The organism is Kitasatospora sp. NBC_01300, assembly GCF_041435235.1.
Taxonomy (GTDB): Bacteria; Actinomycetota; Actinomycetes; order Streptomycetales; family Streptomycetaceae; genus Kitasatospora.
The window spans coordinates 6,147,116-6,171,404 of sequence record NZ_CP108408.1 but is presented as its reverse complement, the minus strand read 5'-3'; the positions used below and the strand labels follow the sequence as shown (position 1 = coordinate 6,171,404).

The 24,289-nt window shown below is 73.5% G+C and carries 24 protein-coding genes; 12 read left to right on the top strand and 12 right to left on the bottom strand.

The annotated features are described in order from the left end of the window. Positions 1-110: 110 nt before the first annotated feature. The 3 genes from OG556_RS27000 to OG556_RS26990 all read right to left on the bottom strand — a co-directional run bounded on the left by OG556_RS27000 (position 111) and on the right by OG556_RS26990 (position 3,503). Positions 111-1,142, bottom strand: a complete 1,032-nt coding sequence (locus OG556_RS27000) for a TIGR03842 family LLM class F420-dependent oxidoreductase (protein ID WP_371520381.1) — start codon at positions 1,140-1,142, stop codon at positions 111-113. A 76-nt stretch (positions 1,143-1,218) separates the two neighbouring features. After that, entirely contained in the window at positions 1,219-2,649 is a 1,431-nt protein-coding gene (hydA, locus tag OG556_RS26995; RefSeq protein ID WP_371520378.1) for a dihydropyrimidinase, read from the bottom strand. Positions 2,650-2,660: 11 nt separating this feature from the next. Further along, positions 2,661-3,503 (bottom strand): nitrilase-related carbon-nitrogen hydrolase, encoded by an 843-nt coding sequence (locus OG556_RS26990; RefSeq protein WP_063349907.1) that lies wholly within the window; start codon positions 3,501-3,503, stop codon positions 2,661-2,663. Between the two features lie 404 nt (positions 3,504-3,907). On the opposite strand from OG556_RS26990, the gene OG556_RS26985 reads away from it, so the two are divergent. From OG556_RS26985 to OG556_RS26945, 9 genes are all read left to right on the top strand, one after another. Next, complete coding sequence (locus tag OG556_RS26985; protein ID WP_106981192.1) at positions 3,908-3,985, top strand: putative leader peptide; 78 nt, start codon at positions 3,908-3,910, stop codon at positions 3,983-3,985. Positions 3,986-4,179: 194 nt separating this feature from the next. Beyond that, the gene (locus OG556_RS26980) at positions 4,180-4,758 is read left to right on the top strand and encodes a cysteine dioxygenase family protein (protein ID WP_371520375.1); all 579 of its coding nucleotides are present in this window, start codon (positions 4,180-4,182) and stop codon (positions 4,756-4,758) included. Next, complete coding sequence (locus OG556_RS26975; RefSeq protein WP_063349906.1) at positions 4,752-5,138, top strand: rhodanese-like domain-containing protein; 387 nt, start codon at positions 4,752-4,754, stop codon at positions 5,136-5,138. Before OG556_RS26980 ends, OG556_RS26975 begins: the two co-directional genes overlap by 7 nt. Before the next feature lie 398 nt (positions 5,139-5,536). Then, positions 5,537-6,655, top strand: coding sequence for an ABC transporter ATP-binding protein (locus OG556_RS26970; RefSeq protein ID WP_371520372.1), 1,119 nt, complete (start codon positions 5,537-5,539; stop codon positions 6,653-6,655). Continuing rightward, the gene (locus tag OG556_RS26965; protein ID WP_371520369.1) at positions 6,645-7,313 is read left to right on the top strand and encodes an ABC transporter permease; all 669 of its coding nucleotides are present in this window, start codon (positions 6,645-6,647) and stop codon (positions 7,311-7,313) included. Before OG556_RS26970 ends, OG556_RS26965 begins: the two co-directional genes overlap by 11 nt. Next, positions 7,310-7,987 (top strand): ABC transporter permease, encoded by a 678-nt coding sequence (locus OG556_RS26960; protein ID WP_371520366.1) that lies wholly within the window; start codon positions 7,310-7,312, stop codon positions 7,985-7,987. The genes OG556_RS26965 and OG556_RS26960 overlap by 4 nt, the downstream gene beginning before the upstream one ends. Before the next feature lie 39 nt (positions 7,988-8,026). Then, positions 8,027-8,968 (top strand): ABC transporter substrate-binding protein, encoded by a 942-nt coding sequence (locus tag OG556_RS26955; RefSeq protein ID WP_371520364.1) that lies wholly within the window; start codon positions 8,027-8,029, stop codon positions 8,966-8,968. A 142-nt stretch (positions 8,969-9,110) separates the two neighbouring features. Beyond that, the gene (locus tag OG556_RS26950; protein WP_371520360.1) at positions 9,111-9,719 is read left to right on the top strand and encodes a hypothetical protein; all 609 of its coding nucleotides are present in this window, start codon (positions 9,111-9,113) and stop codon (positions 9,717-9,719) included. 606 nt (positions 9,720-10,325) lie between these two features. Continuing rightward, entirely contained in the window at positions 10,326-12,386 is a 2,061-nt protein-coding gene (locus OG556_RS26945) for a glycosyl hydrolase family 18 protein (protein ID WP_371520358.1), read from the top strand. Between the two features lie 192 nt (positions 12,387-12,578). Here the strand turns inward: OG556_RS26945 and OG556_RS26940 are convergent, their stop codons facing one another. The 6 genes from OG556_RS26940 to OG556_RS26915 all read right to left on the bottom strand — a co-directional run bounded on the left by OG556_RS26940 (position 12,579) and on the right by OG556_RS26915 (position 18,681). Next, on the bottom strand, positions 12,579-13,871 hold the full coding sequence (locus OG556_RS26940) for a multidrug effflux MFS transporter (protein WP_371520355.1): 1,293 nt from the start codon (positions 13,869-13,871) through the stop codon (positions 12,579-12,581). Positions 13,872-14,219: 348 nt separating this feature from the next. Then, on the bottom strand, positions 14,220-14,702 hold the full coding sequence (locus OG556_RS26935) for a hypothetical protein (RefSeq protein ID WP_363579474.1): 483 nt from the start codon (positions 14,700-14,702) through the stop codon (positions 14,220-14,222). Positions 14,703-15,123: 421 nt separating this feature from the next. Next, complete coding sequence (locus OG556_RS26930) at positions 15,124-16,026, bottom strand: alkaline phosphatase family protein (RefSeq protein ID WP_371520353.1); 903 nt, start codon at positions 16,024-16,026, stop codon at positions 15,124-15,126. Between the two features lie 127 nt (positions 16,027-16,153). After that, positions 16,154-16,927, bottom strand: a complete 774-nt coding sequence (locus OG556_RS26925; protein ID WP_371522909.1) for an ATP-grasp domain-containing protein — start codon at positions 16,925-16,927, stop codon at positions 16,154-16,156. 131 nt (positions 16,928-17,058) lie between these two features. Further along, positions 17,059-17,439 carry an ADP-ribosylation/crystallin J1 gene (locus OG556_RS26920; protein WP_371520350.1) on the bottom strand — a complete coding sequence of 127 codons (381 nt, stop codon included), beginning with the start codon at positions 17,437-17,439 and terminating at the stop codon, positions 17,059-17,061. A gap of 63 nt (positions 17,440-17,502) precedes the next feature. Then, positions 17,503-18,681 (bottom strand): acyl-CoA dehydrogenase family protein, encoded by a 1,179-nt coding sequence (locus OG556_RS26915; RefSeq protein WP_371520347.1) that lies wholly within the window; start codon positions 18,679-18,681, stop codon positions 17,503-17,505. 117 nt (positions 18,682-18,798) lie between these two features. Here OG556_RS26915 and OG556_RS26910 point away from each other — a divergent pair, with 117 nt between their 5' ends. Then, positions 18,799-19,338: an N-acetyltransferase family protein gene (locus OG556_RS26910; protein ID WP_371520344.1), complete on the top strand. Its 540-nt coding sequence runs from the start codon at positions 18,799-18,801 to the stop codon at positions 19,336-19,338. An 11-nt stretch (positions 19,339-19,349) separates the two neighbouring features. Here OG556_RS26910 and OG556_RS26905 read toward each other — a convergent pair whose 3' ends face one another. Both OG556_RS26905 and OG556_RS26900 read right to left on the bottom strand, forming a co-directional pair. After that, entirely contained in the window at positions 19,350-19,658 is a 309-nt protein-coding gene (locus OG556_RS26905; RefSeq protein WP_063349896.1) for an AzlD domain-containing protein, read from the bottom strand. Continuing rightward, positions 19,658-20,479 carry an AzlC family ABC transporter permease gene (locus OG556_RS26900; RefSeq protein ID WP_371520341.1) on the bottom strand — a complete coding sequence of 274 codons (822 nt, stop codon included), beginning with the start codon at positions 20,477-20,479 and terminating at the stop codon, positions 19,658-19,660. The genes OG556_RS26905 and OG556_RS26900 overlap by 1 nt, the downstream gene beginning before the upstream one ends. 164 nt (positions 20,480-20,643) lie before the next feature. Between OG556_RS26900 and OG556_RS26895 the strand changes: the two genes are divergently transcribed. Beyond that, positions 20,644-21,225, top strand: a complete 582-nt coding sequence (locus OG556_RS26895; RefSeq protein WP_371522907.1) for a helix-turn-helix domain-containing protein — start codon at positions 20,644-20,646, stop codon at positions 21,223-21,225. A gap of 21 nt (positions 21,226-21,246) precedes the next feature. Here OG556_RS26895 and OG556_RS26890 read toward each other — a convergent pair whose 3' ends face one another. Next, complete coding sequence (locus OG556_RS26890) at positions 21,247-23,058, bottom strand: cholesterol oxidase substrate-binding domain-containing protein (RefSeq protein ID WP_371520337.1); 1,812 nt, start codon at positions 23,056-23,058, stop codon at positions 21,247-21,249. Positions 23,059-23,513: 455 nt separating this feature from the next. Here OG556_RS26890 and OG556_RS26885 point away from each other — a divergent pair, with 455 nt between their 5' ends. Continuing rightward, a complete protein-coding gene (locus tag OG556_RS26885; protein ID WP_371520334.1) occupies positions 23,514-24,269 on the top strand; it encodes a carbon-nitrogen hydrolase family protein in 756 nt (251 codons plus the stop codon). The last annotated feature ends 20 nt before the right edge of the window (positions 24,270-24,289 follow it).

The following is a 24,289-nucleotide window of genomic DNA, read 5'->3' as shown; positions in this document are numbered from 1 at the left end:
GCCCGCCGACCACACCCGGCCAGGTGAAGATGTACACGTGCGGGTCGGAGATCAGCCTCCAGCCGGGCAGCAGGCTGGTGAAGCCGTCGGACGGCAACTCTCCTGCGGCGTTACGCCCGGGATTGGCGGGACAGGTGCGGGATGACGTCGGCCCCGTAGGCGTCGATGGTGGCCTCGACGGCGTCGTGCATGGCGTAGACGGCGAACTGGTCGACGCCGAGGGAGCGGAGGTGCTCCAGGCGGGCGAGTTGGGCCTGCGGCGGGCCGATGAGGCAGAAGCGGTCGACGATCTCGTCCGGCACGAAGGCGGTGTCGGGGTTCCCGGCCCGGCCGTGGTGGCTGTAGTCGTAGCCCTGGCGGCCCTTGATGTAGTCGGTGAGGGCCTCCGGGACGAGCTCGGAGTGCGCGCCGTAGTGGCTGACCAGGTCGGCCACGTGGTTGCCGACCATCCCGCCGAACCAGCGGCACTGCTCCCGGGCGTGGGCGAGTGCGGCAGGCGAGTCGTCGGCGGTCACGTAGGCGGGGGCGGCGACGCAGATGGTGACGGCGTCCGGGTCCCGGCCGGCCTCGGCCGCGGCGGACCGCACGGCCTTGACCATGTACTCGGTGAGGTACGGGTCGGCCAGCTGGAGGATGAACCCGTCGGCCTGGCGACCGGTCAGTGCGAGCGCCTTCGGCCCGTACGCGCCCATCCAGATGGGGAGTTGGGCGCCGGGGCCGACCCACGGCAGGTGCATCTCGGTGCCGTCCACCTCGACCGTCCGCCCCTCGGCCAGCTCCTTGACGGCGTGCATGGCCTGGGAGAGCCGGGCGAGGGTGGCGGGGCGGCGTCCGGCGACCCGCATGGCGGAGTCGCCGCGGCCGATGCCGCAGACGGTGCGGTTGCCGTACATGTCGTTGAGCGTGGCGAACAGGGAGGCGGTGACCTCCCAGGTCCGGGTGGAGGGGTTGGTGACCATCGGTCCGACGGTCAACCGCCGTGTCTCGGCGAGGATCCGGCTGTAGATGACGAACGGCTCCTGCCACAGGACGCAGGAGTCGAAGGTCCAGCCGTGGCTGAACCCGGCCTGTTCGGCGCGGATCATCCGGTCGATGAGCAGGCGGGCGGGCGGGTCGGTCTGCAGGACGAGGCCGATGTCCATGGGTGGCTCCGGGGAGGGTGGTTCCGCCGCCCGGGCGGTCGTGCGCACAGGCCCGGGCGGCGGCGCGGGAGAGTGGTCAGGTCAGGTACTGGCAGGTGTCGCGGCGCAGGAACGTGCCGTGGCCGGCCCGGCCGAGCCAGGTTTCGCCGTCCAGCACGACGGTGCCGCGCGAGAGCACGGTGCGGGCGCGGCCGGTGAGTTGGCGGCCCTCGTACACCGAGTAGTCGACGTTCATGTGGTGCGTGGCGGCGGAGACGGTCTGCACGGCGGTGGGGTCGTAGACGACGAGGTCGGCGTCGGCGCCGGGCGCGATGGTGCCCTTGCGCGGGTGCAGTCCGAACATCCGGGCGGGCGTGGTGCAGGCGATCTCGATCCAGCGGCGGCGGGTGATGTGCCCGTCCACGACGGCCTGGTGGAGCAGGTCCATCCGGTTCTCGACGCCGGGCAGCCCGTTGGGGATCTTCGAGAAGTCGCCGCGGCCGAGTTCCTTCTGCCCGGTGAAGCAGAACGGGCAGTGGTCGGTGGAGACCACCTGGAGGTCGTTGGCGCGCAGTCCGCGCCAGAGCGCCTCCTGGTGCTCGCGCGGCCGAAGCGGCGTGCTGCACACGTACTTGGCGCCCTCGAAGCCGTCGGCACCGGTCTCGGCGAGGTTGTCGGTGGAGAGGAACAGGTACTGCGGGCAGGTCTCGCCGAAGACGTTGAGCCCGGCGTCGCGGGCCTGGACGAGTTCGGCGAGGGCGGCGGCCGCGGAGACGTGGACGACGTAGAGCGGGCTGCCGGCGACCTGGGCGAGCTTGATGGCCCGGTGGGTGGCCTCGGCCTCCAGGAGTTCGCGGCGGACCTCGCCGTGGTAGCGGGGTGCGGTGTGCCCGGCGGCGAGGGCCTGTTCGACCAGGACGTCGATGGCGATGCCGTTCTCGGCGTGCATCATGATCAGCCCGCCGTTGACCGCGCCGCGCTGCATGGCGCGCAGGATGCGGCCGTCGTCGCTGTAGAAGACGCCGGGGTAGGCCATGAAGAGCTTGAAGGAGGTGGACTCGCCGGAGTCGACGAGGGCGTCCATCTCCTTGAGGACGGCCTCGTTGACGTCGGAGACGATGGTGTGGAAGGCGTAGTCGACGGCGCAGTTGCCGTCGGCCTTGGCGTGCCAGGTGTCCAGGCCCTCGCGCAGCGAGCCGCCGACGGACTGCACGGCGAAGTCGACGATGGTGGTGGTGCCGCCCCAGGCGGCGGCCCGGGTGCCGGTCTCGAAGGTGTCGGAGGCCGAGGTGCCGCCGAAGGGCAGTTCCATGTGGGTGTGGGCGTCGACGCCGCCCGGGATGACGTAGTGGCCGGTGGCGTCGATGACGGTGTCGGCGCTCCAGGCCTCGGCGGCGGAGCTGCCGGTGGTGGCGAGGGCGGCGATGCGTTCGCCCTCGATGAGGACGTCGGCGTGGAGTTCGTCGGCGGCGGTGATGACGAGGCCGCCGCGGACGATGGTGCGCTGGTGCGGGTCGCGGGTGGTCATCGCGCTGCTCCTCAGGCCTCGGCGAGCGGTCCGTAGGCGTCGGGGCGGCGGTCCCGGTAGAACGCCCACTGCTGGCGGACCTGTTCGATCAGGCCGAGGTCGAGGTCCCGGACGACGAGCTCCTCCTCCTTGTCGGAGGCGACGTCGCCGACGAACTGGCCGCGCGGGTCGACGAAGTAGGAGGTGCCGTAGAAGTCGTTGTCGCCGTACTCCTCGGTGCCGACGCGGTTGATGGCGGCGACGAAGTACTCGTTGGCGACGGCGGCGGCGGGCTGTTCCAGCTGCCAGAGGTAGGCGGAGAGGCCTCGGCTGGTGGCGGAGGGGTTGTAGACGATCTGCGCTCCGGCCAGGCCCAGGGCGCGCCAGCCCTCGGGGAAGTGGCGGTCGTAGCAGATGTAGACGCCGACCTTGCCGACGGCGGTGTCGAAGACGGGCCAGCCGAGGTTGCCGGGCTTGAAGTAGTACTTCTCCCAGAAGCCCTTGACCTGCGGGATGTGGTGCTTGCGGTACTTGCCGAGGTAGCTGCCGTCGGCGTCGATGACGGCGGCGGTGTTGTAGTAGACCCCGGCCTGTTCCTCCTCGTAGACCGGGACGACGATCACCAGGCCGAGTTCACGGGCGAGGTCCTGCATCCGGCGGACGGTGGGGCCGTCGGGGACGGCTTCGGCCCAGCGGTAGTGCTCGGCTTCCTGGACCTGACAGAAGTACGGGGCGTTGAAGACCTCCTGGAAGCCGATGATCTTCGCGCCCTGGGCGGCGGCCTCGCGGGCGTACCGCTCGTGAAGGGCGATCATGCTCTCCTGGTCGCCGGTCCAGCGGGTCTGGACGAGCGCGGCACGGACGATCTGCGACATGGATACCTCCGCAACTCCGCTGCCCGGCCATGGGGTCGGGCCTGCGGTCTGAGGGTTGACGGGGCGGGCGGGTCTCGTCTGCGGACCGCCGGGGATCCGCAGGGGTCTACGTGCGTAGAAAGCGGTCTGTAGACCGTAGGCCGGGCCTCGGTGGCCTGACAATACGTTGGCGGTAACGCATCTGGGGCGATCTCGTGACGCGGACACGCAGAGGGTCCTGGATGGGATGAAACGATCATTTACCCCGCGCGTGGGGTCCTTACGCATGCGAGTGCCGTTCGGCCGTTCCGGTCCAGAACGGCTCGACGGCCGGTCGGCCGGGGGTGGAGCGGCGCGGCGCAGCCGGCGGCGGTCGGCCCCATCCGGCTTGACTTCGTCCGGTTGGCTCGGGAAGGATCCGGCGCATGGACACCGGCACCACTCTGGTCTGCCGCCTGCACGTCGATCTGCGACGCCAGGCGAGTTCCATCTGTGCCTGTTGACCTTGACTCTCCCCGCTGCCCCCGCCCTGTGACGTCCGCCAGGGCCCGCGCCGCACACCCACACCCAGCGTTCTGATTCCCGCCCCGCCCGGCGCACCCGCGCGTGCCGTGCCGCTCCGTCGGCCCGTGCCCTCGCCCGCCGCCGGACCAGGGCGCACCCCGCCGACGTTCCCGCTGCACCCGAGGACGCCCCCATGAGCCTGAACCTCGCCCCCGACGAACCCGCTGCCGCCCAAGCCCCGGCAGCGGCACCGACCCCGACGCCGACCAGAACAGCCAGGGCCACGGCCACCGCCACCGCCACCGAGGAGACCCGTGCGCCGCTCACCCCGAGCGCCCTGCGCACCGTCGTCCGCGAACTGGCCGAACAGCCCGACCAGTGGATCCACCTCGTCCGGCTCTCCACCGAGGAGCGCTGGTACCGGCGGCTGGTGGCCGACGACGACCACGAGGTGTGGCTGATCAGCTGGCTGCCCGGCCAGTCCACCGGCTTCCACGACCACGGCGGCTCGCGCGGCGCGTTCACCGTCGCCCTCGGCGAGCTGGAGGAGCTGTCCCTCGGCGGGCCGGAGCAGGGCCTGCTGATCCGCAGGGTCCCGGCCGGCACCGCCCGCGCCTTCGGCCCCGAGTACGTGCACGACGTGCGCAACACCGCGTCCGGCCCGGCCGTGACCCTGCACGCCTACTCGCCCCCACTGGGCTCGATGGCGCACTACGACCTGCGGGCCGGCGGGCTCGTCCGCACCTCGGAGGAAGGACCGGAGCAATGGTGACCACGATCGACGACCTGGTGGAGCGGGCCCGCGAGGGCGTCCACCGTCCGCGCGCCCGGGAGGCGTACCAGTCGCAGCTGGACGGCGCGCTGCTGGTGGACATCCGTCCGGCGGCGCAGCGGGCGGCGGAGGGGGAGATCCCCGGCTCGCTGATCATCGAGCGCAACGTCCTGGAGTGGCGGCTGGACCCGACGGGCAGTCACCGGATCCCCGAGGCGTCGGGTTACGACGTCGAGGTGATCGTGGTCTGCTCGGAGGGGTACGCCTCCAGTCTGGCGGCGGCCTCGCTGCGCGAGCTGGGGCTGCACCGGGCGACCGATCTGGACGGCGGCTTCGTCGGCTGGGCGGCCTCCGGGCTGCCGACACGCCGGGGCGGCTGAGAGCCTGGAGGGCCGGGGCGCTCGGCGGCTGACGGGCCGATCGTCCGGGGCCCGAGCCCTCGACCCGCCGTCAGGGTGTCCGCGCCCTGCCCCTCTGACCTGCCGGAACGTCGGGCGCCTGGTCGGACCCGGCCGTCCGGAGGCGGGCTCCGGTCCCCGTGCCGGGTGGTAAGTGAGAGACAGGAGATGATGCAGGTCATAGTCTGATCAGAGTTTCCGCCGGTCCGAAGCTGGGCAGCCACGCGGGCGGAAGAACGCCCGGGCGGTCGATCCGACAGACGCCGTCACGGCAGCGGCCGGTACGGCCCACGCCGTCGCCGCTTGTCGACAAACCGCCATCAACCGTACGACCGAAACAGGCGCCGCCTCCCCGGGGCGCCCTGACGAGGAAACTCCCCGTGATCAGATTCGAGGGCGCCGGCAAGCGCCACCCCGACGGCACCATCGCCGTCGAGGGCCTGGACCTGGACGTCCCGACCGGTCGGATAACCGTCCTGGTCGGACCGTCCGGGTGTGGCAAGACCACCCTGCTGCGCATGGTCAACCGGATGGTCGAGCCGACCTCGGGCCGGGTGCTGCTGGACGACACGGACGTCGCCGAGCTGGAGCCCGCCAAGCTGCGCCGTGGCATCGGCTACGTGATCCAGCAGGCCGGCCTCTTCCCGCACCGCAAGGTGATCGACAACGTCGCCACCGTGCCCTACCTGCTCGGCTGGGACCGCAAGAAGGCCCGCGCCCGGGCCGCCGAACTGCTCGAACTGGTCGGGCTCGCTCCCGAGACCGGCAAGCGGTACCCGTTCCAGCTGTCCGGCGGCCAGCAGCAGCGGGTGGGCGTGGCCCGCGCCCTCGCGGCCGACCCGCCGGTGCTGCTGATGGACGAGCCGTTCAGCGCCGTCGACCCCGTGGTGCGCGCCGGGCTCCAGGAGGAACTGCTGCGGCTCCAGTCCGAGCTGCACAAGACGGTGCTGTTCGTCACCCACGACATCGAGGAGGCCGTCCGGCTCGGCGACCAGGTGGTGGTCCTGCGCGAACACGGCCGGATCGCCCAGCTCGCCGACCCGCACACCCTGCTCACCACCCCCGCGGACGACGGCGTGGCCGCCTTCCTCGGCCGCGACCGGGGCCTGCGCGGCCTCGCCCTGCGCCCCGCGACCACCATCGCCGTCCGCCCGGTGGCCGACGGGCTGCGCTACGGCGGCTGGGAGCTGACACTGGACGACGAGCGCCGCCCGATCGGCTGGATCGACCGCGACGCCGCCACCGCCGAGCTGCACCCGGTCTCCGGCTACCGGCCGGACGCCGACACCCTGCGCACCGCGCTGGACGCCGCCGTCCTCTCCCCCGCCGGGGCCGCCGTGGCCCTGGACGCCGACGGGCGGGCCACCGGCACCGCGAGCCGCGAGGCCGTCCTCGCCGCGCTGTCCGGCCCGGTGGCCACCCCGACGGCCGACGCAGCGGGCGCGGCGGCCGGCGCGGCGGCCGGTGACCTCACGGACGGGGCGGCCGGTGGACGGTGAACCGATCGTCCGGTGGTACTGGATCGGCGACCACCTCGGCTACCTCGGCGACCTGCTCGCCGACCACGCCGTGATCGCCCTGGTCCCGGTGCTCATCGGCCTGCTGCTGGCCGTCCCGCTGGGCCTGGCCTGCACCCGCTTCCCCCGGCTGTACCAACCGCTGTCCGCCGTCTTCAACGTCGTCTACGCGCTGCCCTCGCTGGCCGTGTTCGTGGTGCTCATCCCCTACACCGGCCTCGCCACCCAGGCCACCGTGATGATCCCGCTCACCTTCTACGCGCTCGCCGTGCTGCTGCCGACCACCGTGGACGGCCTGCGCGCCGTCCCGGACCCGGTCCGGCAAGCCGCCACCGCGATGGGGTACGGGCCGTGGCACCGGCTGACCTCCGTCGAGCTGCCCGCCGCCGTGCCGTACCTGATCGCCGGGCTGCGGGTCGCGGCGGTGTCCAGCATCTCGCTGGCCAGCGTCGGCGCGCTGGTCGGGCGTGGCGGGCTCGGTTACCTGTTCATCGACGGCTTCCAGCGCACCTTCCCGACCCCGATCGTGGCCGGCATCGCGCTGATCGCCGTCCTCGCGCTGGCCGTCGACCTGCTGCTGGTGGGCGCCCGCCGGCTGCTCGCGCCCTGGGCCGTCCGGGAGAAGGGAGCCGGTTCGTGAACTGGCTGAACTGGCTGGGCGACTTCTTCTCCGCCCCCGACCACCGCAGCGGCCCGGACTCGATCGTGCACCGGATCACCGAGCACCTGGTGCTCTCCGGCGAGGCCCTGCTGTGCGCGGCGCTGCTCGCCGTGCCGCTCGGGCTGCTGATCGGTTACACCGGGCGCGGCGTCACGCTCGTGACGGCCTTCGCCGGTGCCACCCGCGCCCTGCCGACGCTCGGCCTGGTGACGCTGGCGGTGCTGCTCGCCGGGGTCGGCGACACGGCCGTGCTGATCCCGCTGGTCGCGCTCGCCGCGCCGCCGCTGCTGGTGGCCGCCGTCGAGGGGGTGCGCGGCACCGACCCGGACGTCCGGGACGCGGCGCGTGGCATCGGGCTGACCCACCCGCAGGTGCTGTGGCAGGTCTGCCTGCCGTCCGGGGCGCCGACCCTGCTGGCGGGCTTCCGCACCGCGACCGTCCAGGTGATCGCGACCGCCACCGTGGCCGCGTACGTCGGGCTGGGCGGCCTCGGCCGCTACGTCATCGACGGACTGGCCACCCGCAAGTACGCCGTCACCGTCGGCGGCGCGCTGCTGGTGGTGCTGCTCGCGGTCGGCGCCCAGCTGTTCTTCGCCCTGCTCGCCCGGTACGCGCTCCCGCCCGGGATGCGCGCCCAGCGCCGGGCCCGCTGAACCTCGTTCCCCATCCTCTCCGGAAGGACATCTGTCACCATGTCGACAAACCACGGAAGCAGGCGCGCCGTCGTCCTCGGCACGCTCGCCGCGCTCGCCCTCGGCGCCACCGCCTGCGGCTCCTCCGGCGGCGGCGACCCGCTCGGCGGCGGCTCCACGGCGGGCTCCCCCGCCGCCTCGGGCGCCGGCGCCGGCTCGACGGTGGTCGTCGGCTCGGCGAACTTCCCGGAGAACGTGCTGCTCGGCTCGATCTACTCGCAGGCCCTCAAGGCCAAGGGCGTCAAGGTCGAGGAGAAGTTCAACATCGGCAGCCGCGAGGTGCTCTACGGGCAGCTCCAGAGCGGCAGCCTGAGCGTCCTGCCCGAGTACAACGGCTCGCTGCTCGCCTACCTGGACGCCAAGTCCACCGCCGCCACCACCGAGGAGGTGAACGCGGCGCTGGCCAAGACCCTGCCCGCCGCGCTGGGGATCCTCGATTCCTCCCCCGCCGAGGACAAGGACTCGCTCAGCGTCACCCAGGAGAACGCCGACAAGTACGGCCTCAAGAGCATCGCCGACCTGGCCGCCAAGGCGGGCGAGTTCACGATAGGCGGTCCGCCGGAGTTCAAGTCCCGCCGCGAGCAGCAGCTCAAGGACGTCTACGGGCTGAACTTCAAGGAGTGGAAGCCCACCGGCGACGCCACCGCGAACGCGCTCAAGGACGGCACCATCCAGGTCGGCAACGTGTTCACCACCGACCCGAAGATCGTCCAGCTGAAGCTCGTCCCGCTGACCGACCCGAAGAACCTCTTCGGCGCGCAGAACGTCACCCCGCTGGTCAACAAGGCGAGCGTGAACCCCACCGCGACGGCGGCCCTCAACGCGGTGTCGGCCAAGCTCGACACGGCAGGGCTGACGGCGCTGATGAAGCGCGTCGCGATCGACAAGGACGACCCGTCGGCGGTGGCCAAGGACTGGCTGAAGGCCAACGGCCTCGGCTGACCACGCCTCGGCGGGCGCCTTGCGCGCCTTACGCGCCTTACGGGCGCGGCGAGTCGGCGGCCCGGGAGGTCCCCCCTCCCGGGCCGTCCGCGCTCGCGGGAGGATCTTCCCTTCGGCGCCGCGGACATGACAGTGTGACGCCATGCGCACTCGTCTCCTCGCCGCCACCCTCACGGCATTCGCCGCGGTGAGCCTCGCTGCCTGCTCCAGCTCCGGACCGGGCCCCCACCCGGCCACCGCCGCGGCCGGCTCCCCCACCACCCCGGCCGCCGCCTCGGCCCCTGCCCCCGGCACCGCCTCGACGCCGCCGGCGCCCGAGTCGCCCTCGGCCTCCGCGCCCGACCCTGCCACCTCCCCCTCGGCGCCCGCAGCCCCCTCCGCGCCCGCGGCCGACAGCCCCTCGGCCGCCGCCCCGGACTCCGGTTCCCCCGGCACCCCCGCCCCGGCCAAGCCCACGCCCCCCAGCGACGCCGGCCTGCCCGGAAAGCCGGGCGCCGACCTGACCGGCAAGCTGGTCGCCGCGCTGGACGCGATCGACCCGGCAATCGTCGGCGGCAAGCCGGACCAGGCCGTGGACCGGGCCCGCAACCAGTGCCAGGCGCTGTTCCAGTTCCCCAAGGACAAGTCGAAGCTGGTCGAGCTGGCCAACCAGCGCTTCACCTCGCCCGAGCACCCGCAGGGCTTCGGACCGGACACCGCCGCGAAGATCAACGACGCGCTGCGGACCACCCTCTGCCCGCCGCCGGCGTGACCCGGAGCGCCCACCCGAACCGCCCGGTGTCCTGAGCACCGGGCCGCCGTGGCCGCGCCCCCGCCGACGGGCGCGCGGCCACGGCACCTTCACTCTTCGGCGGATCCGCCCTTCGGTGCATCCGCCCTTCGGCGGCACGGCCACCCCGCCCCACCGGCCAGCTCCGCCGCACCGCCCACCTCCACAGCCCCGGCCGCACCGCGCACACCCGGCCGATCGGACGGCCCTTCGGCCACGGGGGCGGTGTGTTGACGAACTGTTAGGTCTCTTGACAGACCAGTGGTCTAGTCCAACCATAAGCATGTCGATCCGACCGGGATGCACTGTGGGGGTGTGACCACCGGCGGCTGAGGCACTGCCCTGCCCTGCCCTGACCCGCACCACCCCCGCTCCGTACGGCGTGCGCACACGCGTTCCCGCCACCCGCCTCCGCGCGAGTCGGTGGGCTTCCGCGCGCCCGCACATCCGGACACTTAGCAGTCCCGCACGTCCGCACACCCACACGTCCGCACGTCCGGGCCCGCGCAGCCGACCCCACACGGCTGTCGCGCCCCGATCATGCGCGCATCCCCAACGTCCTGCCCCACCACGTATGTTGGAGAATCCATGCGTCTACGCAGAACCATCCAGGCAGCCCTGACAGCCTGTGCCACGCTGGCCGCCTCGGCCGGCCTGGTCGCCACCGGGACGGGCTCCGCCCAGGCCGCGACCCCGCTCCCCAGCCGGGTCTTCGCCCCCTACTTCGAGTCCTGGACCGGTCAGAGCCCCGCCGCCCTGGCCGCCCAATCCGGGGCCAAACACCTGACGATGGCGTTCCTCCAGGCCGCCACCAAGGGCTCCTGCACCCCGTACTGGAACGGCGACACCTCCAAGCCGGTCTCCTCCTCGACCTTCGGCGCCGACATCGCCACCATCCGGGCCAACGGCGGGGACGTGATCCCCTCCTTCGGCGGCTACACCGCCGACAACACCGGCACCGAGCTGGCCGACAGCTGCACCGACGTCAACCAGATCGCAGCAGCCTTCGAGAACCTCGTCACCACCTACGACGTCAGCCGGATCGACCTCGACATCGAGGACAACTCGCTGACCAACACGGCCGGAATCGACCGCCGCAACAAGGCGATCAAGATCGTGCAGGACTGGGCCGCCGCCAACGGGCGGAACGTCCAGTTCTCCTACACGCTGCCGACCACCACCTCCGGGCTGGCCGCCAGCGGTCTCGCCGTGCTGAAGAACGCGGTCAGCAACAACGCCCGGATCGACGTCGTCAACATGATGACCTTCGACTACTACGACGGCGCCACCCACGACATGGCGGCCGACACCCAGACCTCCGCGCAGGGCCTCTACAACCAGCTCGCCAAGCTCTACCCGTCCAAGACCCCCGCCCAGCTGTGGGGTTCGATCGGGATCACCGAGATGCCCGGCATCGACGACTACGGCGCGGCCGAGACCTTCACCGTGGCCAACGCCACCACCGTCTACAACTGGGCGGTGTCGAAGGGCATCAACACGCTGTCCTTCTGGGCGCTCCAGCGCGACAACGGCGGCTGCCCGGGCAAGGCGGGGGACGACTCCTGCTCCGGCATCAGCCAGAACACCTGGGACTTCACCCACATCTTCGCGCCGTTCACCAGCGGCTCGACGGTGACCAACGACTTCTCCGTGGCCGTCAACCCCAACTCCGCGACGGTCACCGCCGGTTCGTCCACGTCGGCGGCCATCGCCACGGCAGTGACGGCGGGCTCGGCACAGAGCCTCAGCCTGTCGGTCAGCGGCGCCCCGGCCGGCGTCACCGCCACCGTCACCCCCGGCAGCGTCACCGCCGGCAGCGGCGCCACCCTCAACGTCACCACCACCTCGGCGGTGACGCCCGGGAGTTACCAGCTGACGGTCACCGGCAGCGCGGCCTCCGGCAGCCACACCGGCATCTTCACCCTGAACGTCACGGGCACCCAGCCCGGCAACGACTTCTCGGTCGCGGTGAACCCGAACTCCGGTACCGTGGCCGCCGGTTCGTCCACGTCGGCGGCCATCGCCACGGCGGTGACGGCGGGCTCGGCACAGAGCCTCAACCTGTCGGTCAGCGGCGCCCCGGCCGGTGTCACCGCCACCGTCACCCCCGGCAGCGTCACCGCCGGCACCGGCGCCACCCTCAACATCGCCACCACCTCGGCCGCCACGGCGGGCAGCTACCCGCTCACCGTGACCGCCACCGGGCCGTCCGGCACCCACACCGCCACGTACGCGCTGACCGTCACCGGGACGACCCCGCCGCCGACCGGCCTGGTCAACGGCGGTCTGGAGACCGGCAGCCTCGCCCCGTGGACCTGCCAGAGCGGCGGCGCCGTGGTCTCCACCCCGGTCCACTCCGGCTCCTACGCGCTCCAGGCGGCGGCGACCGCCGGCCAGACCGGCGAGTGCTCGCAGACCGTCACGCTGAAGGCCAACACCAGCTACACGCTGAGCGGTTGGGTGCAGGGCAACTACGCGTACCTCGGCGTCAGCGGTGGCGCCACCGCCAGCGCCTGGACCCCCAACGCCTCCGGCTGGACCAAGCTGACCGTCCCCTTCACCACCGGCGCCTCCGGCACCGTCACCGTGTACCTGCACGGCTGGTACGGCCAGGGCAACGTCTTCGGCGACGACTTCTCGATCGCCTGAGCTGCGCTTGACGCCTGGCCGCTGACGGCTGACGGCTGACGGCTGACAGGGAACGAATAACAGATAACAGCTGACAGATTTCATCATCTGTCAGCTGTTATCTGTTTTCTGTTTGCTGTTTGCTGTTTGCCGTCAGGCGGCCGGCGGCCGGCGGCCGGCGGCCGGCGGCCGGCGGCCGGCGGCCGGCGGCCGTCAGCTCCCCGCCGCCGCCTCGGCCTCCGCCGTTCTCATCCGCCCGGGCCGACACAGCGTCACGTACGCCGCCATCGCCAGCACCCCGCTCGCCAGGACGACCACCGCCAGCAGCACCGCCGACGGCCGGCCGCCGAGGCTGCTCAGCGGTGCGACCACCGCCCCGCACAGGAAGTTGCCGGTGCCGAGCAGCGCCGACGCCGTCCCGGCCGCCTTCGGCTCGACCAGGCTGAGCGCCTGCGCGGCCGTGTTCGGCAGGACCACACCCATGCTGCCCATCATCACGAACAACGGCGGGCAGAACCCGAGCAGCCCGAAGTCCCAGACCGCCGTCAGCAGCACCAGTGCCACCCCGGCGACCACCGCCGTCGCCAGTCCGACCAACATCAGCCCCCGCGGGGCGAAGCGGCGCGCGAGCACCCGCCCGTTCAACTGCGTCATGACGACGATGGCCAGCGAGTTCGCCCCGAACAGCAGGCTGTAGGTCTGCGGCGAGACCTGGTACACGTGCTGAAGCACCGTGGACGACCCGCTGATGTAGCCGAACAGCGCACCGAAGGCGAAGGAGCTGGTCAGCGCCAGCCCGAGGAACGGCAGGTTGCGCAGCAACCGCCCCATCGTGCGCAGCGTCGCGCCCACCCCGCCGGTGCCCCGGTTCTGCGTCGGCAGGGTCTCGCGCAGCGCCCCGAAGGCGGCCAGGGTCAGGAGCAGCCCGAGCGCGGTCAGCGCGCCGAAGGTGCCGCGCCACGAGGTGAACCGCATCAGTTGCGCGCCGAGGATCGGGGCGAGGATCGGCGCCAGCCCGGATATCAGCGCGATGGAGGCCAGGAACCGCAGCATCGCGACGCCCTGGAAGCGGTCCCGGGCGACGGCCCGGCCGATGACCAGCCCGGCGGATCCGGCCGCGCCCTGGATGAAGCGGGCGATGATCAGCACCGTCAGGCTCGGCGCGATCACGCACACCACGCTGGCCAGGGTGTAGAGGACGAGCCCCGCGAGCAGCGGCGGGCGGCGGCCGTAGCGGTCGCTGAGCGGTCCGAAGAGCAACTGCCCGGCCGCGACCCCGAACATGGAGAAGGTGAGGGTGAGCTGGACGGCGGCCGGTTCGGCGACCAGGTCGTCGGCGATCGCGGGCAGCCCGGGCAGGTAGAGGTCGGTGGTGAGCGGGCCGAGCGCCACGAGACCGCCCAGGACGGCGATGGTGGCCCGGCCGGGGCGGGACTGGCCGGTGGTGGGGGCGGCGGAGGGAGCGGTCGACGTGTCGCCGGCAGAGCCGACGGTCGGGCCGGGCATGGGGCTCCTCACGGAACGGGGAACGGGACGGGGAACGGGACGGGGACGGGACGGGTTTGTCCACGCCCCGTCCTATCGCAGCCCCGGCCGTTTCCGACAGCGGGGGTCCTCCCACTGGTCCACCGTCGGCCACACCGGCGGCACCCGCGCACGACGACGGCCCGCCCGCACCTGTCGGTGCCTGGCGGGCCGGTCGGGGCCTGGCGGCGTCCTCGGAGCCTCACGCCGTGCTCGGCGCGGGCACCCGACTCGGTGCCCGGAACCCGGCTCAGCGCACGGTGCCCGGCACTCGGCGCGGGATGCCCGGCTCAGCGCACGGTGCCCGGCACTCGGCGCGGGATGCCCGGCTCAGTGCTTGGTGGGCCGCTCCGCGCGCAGGGCCGCCTGCACCGCCGCGCCGTCCTGCCACGCGTAGAGCTGGTTGCCGGTGAGCGTCACGTTGTAGTGCCCGCAGGTGCCGCTGGCCTTGGCCGCGACGCCCTCGGGGAACCAGCCGGCCTTGAGCGACAGCGGCACCGAGTGCGCGGACTTGCCGGGCAGGCCGGTGCTGCAGCCGACGGGCAGCCGGCCCTCCGGGAGGGTGGCGCGCAGCAGGCGGTCGTCGCCGGTGGTCGACATCAGGTACTTCACCGAGGAGGCGTTGTCGGGCAGCCAGGTCGGCATCGAACGGCGCTCGGCCTTGGCCTGGCTGCCGGTGTCGTAGGTGGCCTGCTCCTGGTGGCGTCCGTCGTACCACTCGGACACCCTCGGGCCGATTGCCACGGCCGCCACGGCGACGGCCATGCCGGTGCCCGCGACTCCCAGTGCGACCTTGCTCACGATGCCCTTCATGCCCGTCTGTCCTCTCCGTCTCCGGTTCCGGTCCGGTCGGCGAGGTCTGCCGTCCGGGTGTATCCATCGTGGCCCTTGCCGTCCCTCCGGAGCGTCACCACGAGGTCGCGATCTTGTCTCCATCCCACGGGGTAGCGTCTCCACCTTCAGAGGTATGTCCAGCGACCCGGTCTCGGGGTTACACGGTGGGGCGACCAGGCTGGCACACCGTCTTCAAGTGCCGCCCGGGCCTCGATCGAGCGTCACTCAAGCCGGTCTCCGGCGCAGCCCGGCCTGCTGCACCCGGATGCATCAGCGCGTCCTGAGGCGTCGTCGGGCCCGGGGCCGGCGACGGTGCCGGCCCCGGGTCGGATCACCGGCCCCGGGCCGCCGGCCGGACCGCCGGTCAGAGCACAGGCCGGACCCCCGATCAGAGCGCCGATCAGATCCGCGCCGACACCGCCTCCGGCACCGGCACCGGCACCGGCCGGGCGAGCGGGAAGGGCCGGCCGTCGAGGGTCCAGTGCGGGTCGATGGGGCGCAGCAGCGAGGCGTACACCTGGGCGGCGACGTCCGGGTGGCGGATCTCCCCGGTGGGCGGGCCGGCCGGGATGCCGTGCCCGGCGCAGGCGACCCAGGCCGTGCGCTCCTCGACGGTGCGGCCGCCGTGGCCGCCGGCGTCGACGTGGCCGTGGTCGGTGACGACGATGACGGTCCACTGCTCGTCGGCGTAATCGGCGCGGCCGCGGACGGCGTCGAGCAGTCGGCCGAGGCGTTCGTCGGCGGTGCGCATGGCGGCACGGTACTCGTCGCCGCAGCCGAGGAAGTGGGCGGTCTCGTCGACGGCGCCGAGGTAGACGAAGGAGGCCTCCGGGTCGGCGGTGCCCAGGACGTGGACGGCCTCGCGGGTGACCTCCTCGTCGACGGCCTCCCAGGCCTCGGGGGTGTCCTCGGCCGGGGCGATGTACGAGAGCCGGCCGGGGGCGCGGAACAGCGGGCCGCCGGACTCGTTGATCATCAGCGGGTCCCAGCCGGCCGCGACGAAGGTGCGGCGGCGGTCGCCGCGGGCGAGCCGGGTGGCGAAGTCAGGGAACACGTCGAGCCGGTTGCCGCCGAGGTGGTTGCCCCAGACGCCGTGCTTGGCGGGCTCGACGCCGGTGACGATGGTGGCCCAGCACGGCCCGGACATGGTGGGCGTGGTGTCCGCCACGGTCACCGGCACCAGGAACCCGGCCTCGGCGAGCTCCTGGAGGCGCGGCATCGGCACGTGCTCCAGGTAGTCGTGGCGGACGCCGTCGATCCCGACGACGAGCACCCGGGGGCGGGGCCACTGGGCAGCGGACATGGCGGGGGTTCCTTTCGGTCGTACACACCCGGCCGCGCCCGCCGAGGGCGCCGCCGACCGCGCCATGCTCCACCGCCCGCCGTACCGTCCGGCATCCACCCGCCGAACGCGGGGTGTCCGCCGGGTGTCAGGCGGCCGTACGGACGAATCGACTGTCGGCCTGGGCCAGTTCGGAGACCGGTCCGGCGGCGCGCAGCACGACGTCCAGGACGCGGTCCGGGTCGGCGGCGTAGCAGTGCGCGAACCACGGCAGGTTCGCCTCGACGACGGCCCAGTGCTCGGCCGGGTCGTAGGGGTCCGCGATCGGGCCGACGTCCAGGGCGACGGCGCCGGGCAGGGTGTCTCCGACGTCCGCGAGCAGGCGCCGGGCGAAGGCGCCGGCCTCGGCGGTCAGCGGTGCCGGGTCGAGCCGGCCGAAGCGGGCGTAGCGGCTGCCGGTGAGCACCTCGCCGTCGCGGACGAACAGCCGGTACTCGGCGGCGAAGGTCACCGGCTCACTGACCAGGACGGGCGTGTCGGGGCCGATCCGGTCGCCGGTGCGCGGCAGGCGGGTGCCGTCCGGATAGACCGCGGGCGGGAGCGACTTGTCGGCGGGTGGCTTGACGAACGCCGGGCGGCGCAGCGTCCACGCCTCGGCGAGGGTGGTGATCTCGATCCGGCGCCGGGTGAACTCCTCGGGCAGGCGGGTGAGCCAGTCGTCGTCGGGTTCGAGCAGGGCGAGGCCGAGCGGGCCGGCGATCCGGGCTGCGGAGAGCGGGCCGCCGTACCAGTGGACGGGCCGCCCCGCGAGGCGCTCGACCGTGGCCGGGCCGTCCAGGACGGCGGTGTCGAGGCCGCGCCGGGCAGCGGCCTCGGTGAGCAGCGCGGTGGTGCTGGTCCGCTGGGCGGAGGTGAGCAGCACGCGGTCCCCGCGCGCCTCGCGCGCCGTCGTTGACGGGTAGGGCACGGCTGCGGGCGCCCCACCCGGGCGCTCCTCACCTGGGCGCTCCTCACTCGGGCGCGCGCCAACCGGGCCCGGCGCGGCGGGGCGCGTCACGGCTGGGGGCGGAACTCGTGGACGACCTCGATGCGGCCGACGATGTTCCGGTTGAACTCCGGCAACTCCTCGGCCGGGACCCAGAGTTCGAGGATCGTGCGGCCGCCCGCCTGCTGCACCGGGTAGCGGGCGAGGAAGGCGGTGTCGACCTCGAAGCGGGTGACGTAGCCGACGCCGGAGGCGGGGACGTTCCAGTCGCGGGCGATGCGGATCGCGTAGTCCTCGTTGAGGACGGGGTAGAAGATCGGCTGCTCGGGCAGCCGGGGCGGCCAGGCGCGCCGGCCGGACGCCTCGACCAGGGCCAGTTCCTCGGGGCCGGTGGGGCGCCAGAGGGTGGTGGTCGGGGCGGTGCCGGGCGTGGTGGGCTCGCTGTTCACGGTGGGCACGGTAGCCGGGCCGCGACGGTCCCGGCCACCGGATTTCCCGAGGTGGGCGGCCCGTCAGTGGTAGGCGGACTCGCCGGTGATGGCCTCGCCCAGGATCAGGGTGTGGATCTCGCTGGTGCCCTCGTAGGTGAGCACCGACTCCAGGTTGTTGGCGTGCCGCAGCACCGGGTACTCGGTGGTGATGCCGTTGGCCCCGAGGACGGTCCGGGCGCTGCGGGCGACCTCCAGCGCCGTGCGGACGTTGTTGAGCTTGCCGAAGCTGACGTGCGGCGGGCGGGCCGCGCCCTCCTCCTTGAGCCGTCCGATCCGCAGGGCGACCAGGTAGGCCTTCTCCACCTCCAGCATCATCTCGACGAGCTTGTGCTGGGTGAGCTGGAATCCGGCGATCGGGCGGTCGAACTGGATCCGGCTCTTCGCGTAGTCGAGGGCGGCGGTGTAACAGTCGCGGGCGGCGCCGACGGTGCCCCAGAGGATGCCGTAGCGGGCCTCGTTGAGGGAGGAGAGCGGTCCGCGCAGGCCGGTGACGCCCGGCAGGACGGCGTCGGCGGGCAGCACCACCTCGTCGAAGGCGAGTTCGCTCGTGACGGAGGCGCGCAGGGACAGCTTGCCGTGCACGTCGGTGGCGGTCAGGCCGCGCGCTCCGCGCTCGACCAGGAAGCCGCGCACGCCCTCCTCGGTCTGCGCCCAGACGACGGCGACGTCGGCGATGCTGCCGTTGGTGATCCACATCTTGCTGCCGGAGAGCACCCAGTCGCCGCCCTTGCGCACCGCGCGGGTCCGCATGTTCGCCGGGTCGGAGCCGAAGTCCGGCTCGGTGAGGGCGAAGCAGCCGATCAGCTCACCCGCGGCCATGCCGGGCAGCCAGCGCTGCTTCTGCTCCTCGGAACCGAAGGCGTGGATCGAACGCATCGCGAGCGAGCCCTGCACCGAGACGAAGCTGCGCAGCCCGGAGTCGGCCGCCTCCAGTTCCATGCAGGCGACCCCGTACGCCACCGCGCCGGCGCCCGCGCAGCCGTAGCCGTCGAGGTGCATGCCGAGCACGCCGAGGGCGCCGAGTTCGGGGGCGAGTTCGCGGGCCGGGAAGACGCCGCGCTCGAACCAGTCGCCGATGTTCGGGCGGATCCGCTCCTCGGTGAACCTCCGGACGGTGTCGCGGATCAGCCGCTCCTCGTCGGAGAGCAGGTCGCCGACGGCGAGCAGGTCGGACGGGTCGATCCGGGTCGGCTTCGTCATCGAAGCTCCTTGTAGTGTCGGCGGGATATCGACGGGATCCCGGTCTCGGCGCGGTACCGGCGAGTATGGCGCAACCGCCCGGACGGTGGGCGGGCGCGAGCGAGTGAGGAAGGCGACATGGCGGGCGAGGCCTACACGGTCGGTCAGGTGACGGCGGAGGAGTTGGACGGCGCGGCGGAGGAACTGGCCGGGCTGCTGGTGGACACCGTCCACGGTGGCGGGTCGATCGGCTTCCTCGCGCCGCTGGAGCGGGCCGAGGCCGTGGCGTGGTGGCGGGCGCTCGCCCCGGAGGTCGCGGCGGATCGACTGCTGCTGTGGACGGTCCGGGCGCAGGCCGACGGGCGGCTCGCCGGGACGATCCAGCTGCGCCCGGCGGCGCCCGCGAACGGGCGGCACCGGGGCGAGGTCGCCAAGCTGATGGTGCACCCGGCGGACCGGGGGCAGCGGCTGGCCGGGCGGCTGCTGGCGGCGCTGGAGGAGCGGGCGGCCGAGCTGGGGCTCCGGCTGCTGGTGCTGGACACCGAGACGGGCAGCCCGGCCGAGCGGCTGTACGAGGCGGCCGGGTGGACCCGGGTCGGTTCGGTGCCGGACTACGCGACCGACCCCTCGGGGCGCGCGCACCCGACGACGATCTTCTTCAAGGCGCTGGACGGCTGACGGACCGCCCCTCACCCCACCCCGCACAGCCGCAGCAGCGCCGTCGTCGCCGCACCCGCGACCACCACCGCCGGAAACGGCGCCCGCCGCAGCGCGAGCACACCGGCGACCAGGACGCCCGCCGGGCGGGCCCAACCGGCGAAGCCCTGGCCCTGGGTGAGGGCGCCGGTGGCGACCAGGGCGACCAGCAGGACGGCCGCGGCGACGGCGAGCAGGTGCCGCACGCGCTCCGAGAGGGCGAGCCGGTGGCCGAGGAGCGGCCCGGCGAGGCGGAAGGCGTACGTCCCGACGGCCAGCAGCAGCACCGCGTACAACGGCATCATCGGGCTTCCTCCCGCTCGATCACCGGGACGCGCGGCTCCTCGACCGACGCCCCCTTCCGCGACTTCCGTGAGTTCTGCGGCTCCCGCACCTCACGGCCCTCCCCCGCCTCATGCCCCTCCCGCACGTCACGACCGGCACCGCCCTCGCGCGTTCCGGGCCGTCCGGCGAACAACAGCCCGACGAGGGCGAGCAGGACGGGCAGCCCCGGCGGGACGAACGGCGTGGCCGCGACCGCGACGACGGCGCCTGCCACGGCGGCGGTGCGGACGCGCCGGTCCGCGAGCGAGGGCAGCACGAGCGCGAGCAGCACGGCGGGGAAGGCCGCGTCGAGGCCCAGCGCGTCCGTGTCCCCGATCAGCCCGCCGGCCAGGGCCCCGAGGACCACCGAGACGTTCCACACCACGAACAGCGCCAGTCCGCAGAGCCAGAAAGCGGCCCGTCGCCGTCGCCCGTCCTCCTGCCGCAGGACGAACGCGGCGGTCTCGTCGGTGATCAGCTGCGCGCCGAACAGCCGCCGCCACCACGGGCCGTCGAGCACGTCGGCCACGGCGAAGCCGAAGGGCAGCAGCCGGGCGTTGAGCACCAGTCCGGTGGCGACGGCGGCGAGCGCACCGCCGCCGGACAGCACCACGCCGACCGCCGCGAACTGGGAGCCGCCCGCGAAGACGAGGACGGAAAGCGAGACCGGCGCCCACAGGGGCAGGCCGCCGGAGGCGCTGATCGCGCCGAAGGAGGCGCCGACGAGCGCGTCGGCGAGGCAGACGAGAGCGATGTCCCGAAGGGTGGCACGCTCCAGTGTTCGGAGTAGCGAACGCATGTCCACCAGACTGAACCCATCGCCCGTCGTTCGTCAAGGCGAACGATTGGACCGACAGGGCGAACGACGGGCGGATGCGGACAGCCGCCCTCACGAGTGGCAGCATGAACGGCACCAGCCGCACGGGAGCCGGAGAAGGAGCCAGGAGAGCGTGAGTGGCAAGCATGAGTGACCGGACCACCCCGGGCGCGGGTTCCGGCGCGGACCTGATCGGCCTGATCTCCGTCTCCATCCGGCGCGAGCGCGAACGCGGCGGGCTGTCGATGGCGGAGCTGGCCCGGCGCGCGGGCATCGCCAAGTCGACGCTCTCCCAGCTGGAGTCGGGCGCGGGCAATCCGAGCGTGGAGACGCTCTGGGCCCTCGCCGTCGCGCTGAACGTGCCGTTCAGCCGCCTGGTCGACCCCCCGCGCCCGGCCGTCAAGGTGATCCGGGCCGGCGAGGGCCCGGTGACCCACTCCGAGCGCGCCGACTACGCGGCGACCGTACTGTCCTCCTGCCCGCCGAACGCCCGGCGCGACATCTACCGGATCGAGGCGCAGCCGGGCGAGACCCGGGCCTCCGACCCGCACATGCCCGGCACCGTCGAGCACGTGCTGGTCGGCTCGGGCCGGGCGCTGGCCGGGCCGACGGAGGCCCCGGTCGAGCTGGGCCCGGGCGACTACGTGAGCTACCCGGGCGACGCCCCGCACGTCTTCCGCGCGCTGGCGCCGGACACCCTCGCGGTGATCGTCATGGAACACATCTGACGATCCGTCACATGCACTCCACTACTTCAACAACCCGTCCAGGAAGGGGTTTCCGAACACCCGGTGCGGGTCGTGCCGGTCCAGGACGGCGACCGCCTCGTCCCAGCCCGGACCGCCGCCGTCGCGCAGGCTCGCGGGGATGACCCGACCGATCAGGTCCGGATCGGACCAGGCCGCGTCGGCGGTGTACGCCCAGCCCTTGGACCACTCGACCCGCAGGCCCGCCCGGGTGCCGTCGAAGGTGCGCAGCAGCCACTGCTCCAGGTCGCGGGCGAAGCGTTCCAGCCCCGGGGTGCCGGGGAAGGCCAGGACGTCGAGCCAGACCGCGGTGTCCCACTCCGGGCGGTCCGCCCGAGGACGCAGCGCGGACAGCAGCGGCGGCCGCGCGCCGGGGACGCCGGAGGAGGTCGGGTCGTCCACGCCGGTGACCCGGATCTCCACCGCGCCGTTCACCGGGAACTCCCCCCGGGCCTGGTAGTCGGCGAGCAACTTCCGGTAGTAGGCGGCGAATTCGCTGACCACCCACTGGAGGTCGGCACGCTTGGCGAGGACCGCGTAGCCGTTGGCGGTGACCCGCAGGGTGGTAGGCCGGACGTACTGCAGCAGGCTGCGCGACGGGCCCCAGAGGTCGGAGCGCAGGCCGCCCGCGAGCAGGTGGGTGATCAGGTCGCCGCTGAGCAGGTCGCGCAGCAGCCCGCCGGAGAGGAGGACGTCCGTGAGGTCGCCGGTGAGCGCCACCTTGGCGATCAGGTACTGGAGTTGGCCGAACAGCGGGGCCGATCCCCAGGCGCCGGCGAGGATCTGGCCGGCGAGCCGGGCGACCGGTTCCGGAATGTTGTCCGAGAAGGGGTAGTTGTAGGGCTGGTCGACGGGCAGGGAGCCCAGCGGTTTGGCCGGGGCGACGCTCCAGGTCTTCAGCCAGGGGTACTCGGTGTAGGCGAACCAGATCGCCTCGACCCGGCCGTCGCGCTCGACGAAGTCGGCGAGGGTGCGCGGGCCGCCACCGCCGAGCAGACCGCCCAGGATCCCACCGCCGCCGCCTCCGGTGCCGGGGCGGGCGAACAGTTCGCTGGCCGGGATGTCGAGACGGCTGACGCAGCGCAGCGGCCGGTCCGCGCCGGCCCGCAGCACGACTTCGGTGAGGAAGGCGCGGCCCAGGTGCACCAGGAAGGCGGCGCTGTCGGCCTCGGCGCGCTCGAAGGTGCGCAGCGTGTAGCGGCCGGTGGCCGGGTCGAGGACGACGGCGGTGAGCCGGACGACCTGGTTGCTGACCGAGCCGTAGCCGTGCCCCTCCGGCCGGAGTTCGTGGGCGGCGGGTACGGCGGTGCCGTGGCCGCCGATGGCGAGTACCCCGCCGACGGTCAGTTCGCCGGGTGCCGGGCACGCGGTCAGGCCGAGGCCCCGGCCGGCCAGGTGGGCGAGCAGGTCCTCCATGGTGGCGCCGGTCTGGACCCGGACGGTGGTCGGCGAGTCGGCGGTCACCGCGGTGAGGTGGCGGCTGGTGTCCACGAGCAGGACGCGGGCGCTGTCCGGGGTCCCGTTGGCGACGGTGAGCGGTGCCCAGGTGTGCCGGTAGCCGGTGGCGCGCAGGCGCCAGCCGTTGGCGTGCGCCCAGTCGGCGAGCGCCGGTACCTCCTCCGGTGTGCGGGGCGCGCAGGTCCACAGCTGGTCGGTGCGGATCTCGCCGGACCAGTTCTGGAAGACCCGCTGGTACAGCTCGGTGCCGGCGGGCAGGCCGGGCGGCACCGGGGTGGCCGCCTCGGCGCTGTCCGGGCCGATGGTGCCGCGCAGCAGCCAGGCCGCGCCGCCCAGGGCGGCCGAGGCGCCGAGCATCTGCCGCCTGGTGAGCCCGCCGCCCCCGGCGGTTCCACGCTGCTTCCCCGGGCCCGTCCCCCCATGGTCTTCCGTGCCCCCGGCCATGCCCCGCCCTGTCGTCGTCATGAGTCCGCCCCCACTAGCCGGTCACCCGCGCCGAGCGGCGGTGATGCCGCACAGCGATGAAGCCGCACAGCGGTGATGCCGAGCAGCGGCGATCAGGGTGGGGCCGGTGTGAATCCGGCCCGGTCAGGAGCGTACGAAGTGGCGCACGGCAGTTTGAAGCACTCCACGCAGCTATTCATCCATTCGGGTGATCATGCTCCGGGTCGGCGCCCGCTCCGGGCACAGCGCGGAGCGGTGCGTGCGTCCGCCCCGGCCGCCGCCCTCCCGGCTGACACGCGAAACCCTTGTCCACCGCCCGGACCTGCGCATACGTTGATCTTTTCCACCTCGTGCCCGGAGGCACCGCCATGCCCGCGCCCCTGATCGCCACCGCCACCGCCACCGCCACCGTGACGGTGGCCGTCGCCCAGCCCGCCTGCGCCGACGCCGGCCGCCCGGACACCGTGGCCGTGAACGTCGAACGGCACGCGCAGGCGGTACGGGAGGCCGCCGCGCGTCTGGTGGTGTTCCCCGAGCTCTCCCTGACCGGTTACGACCTGGCCGCGCCCGCGCTCGGCCCGGCCGATCCGCGCCTCGCCCCGCTGGTCGCCGTCTGCGCCGCGACCGGCACGACCGCCCTGGTCGGCGCGCCGGTCACCGAGCCCGACGGGGGCGAGTCCATCGCCACCCTGGCCGTCACGGGCGAAGGCGCCGTCGTCGTGTACCGGAAGACGCGGCTGCACGGCGCCGAGCACGACCGGTTCACCCCCGGCGAGGGGCCCGCCGTCCTGGAACTGGACGGCCTGCGGTTCGGCCTCGCGATCTGCGCCGACGCCGCCGATCCCGCGCACGCCGAGGAGACCGCCGCGCTCGGCATCGACGCCTACGTCGCCTCCACCCTGTACGGCGCGGGGCCCGCGCAGGCCGCCCGCCGGGACGGGCACCTCCGCGACCGCGCCGCCGCCCACGGGGTGTGGGCCGTACTGGCCACGTCCGCCGGGGCGAGCGGCAATCAGCCGCAGACCTCGGGCGGCTCCGGCTTCTGGGCGCCGGGCGGCGCCCTGGTCGCCCAGGCCGGCACCGCGCCGGGCGAACTGCTCCGCGCCGAGCTGCCCCGGCGGTGACGACGGAGGCGGCCCGGCGG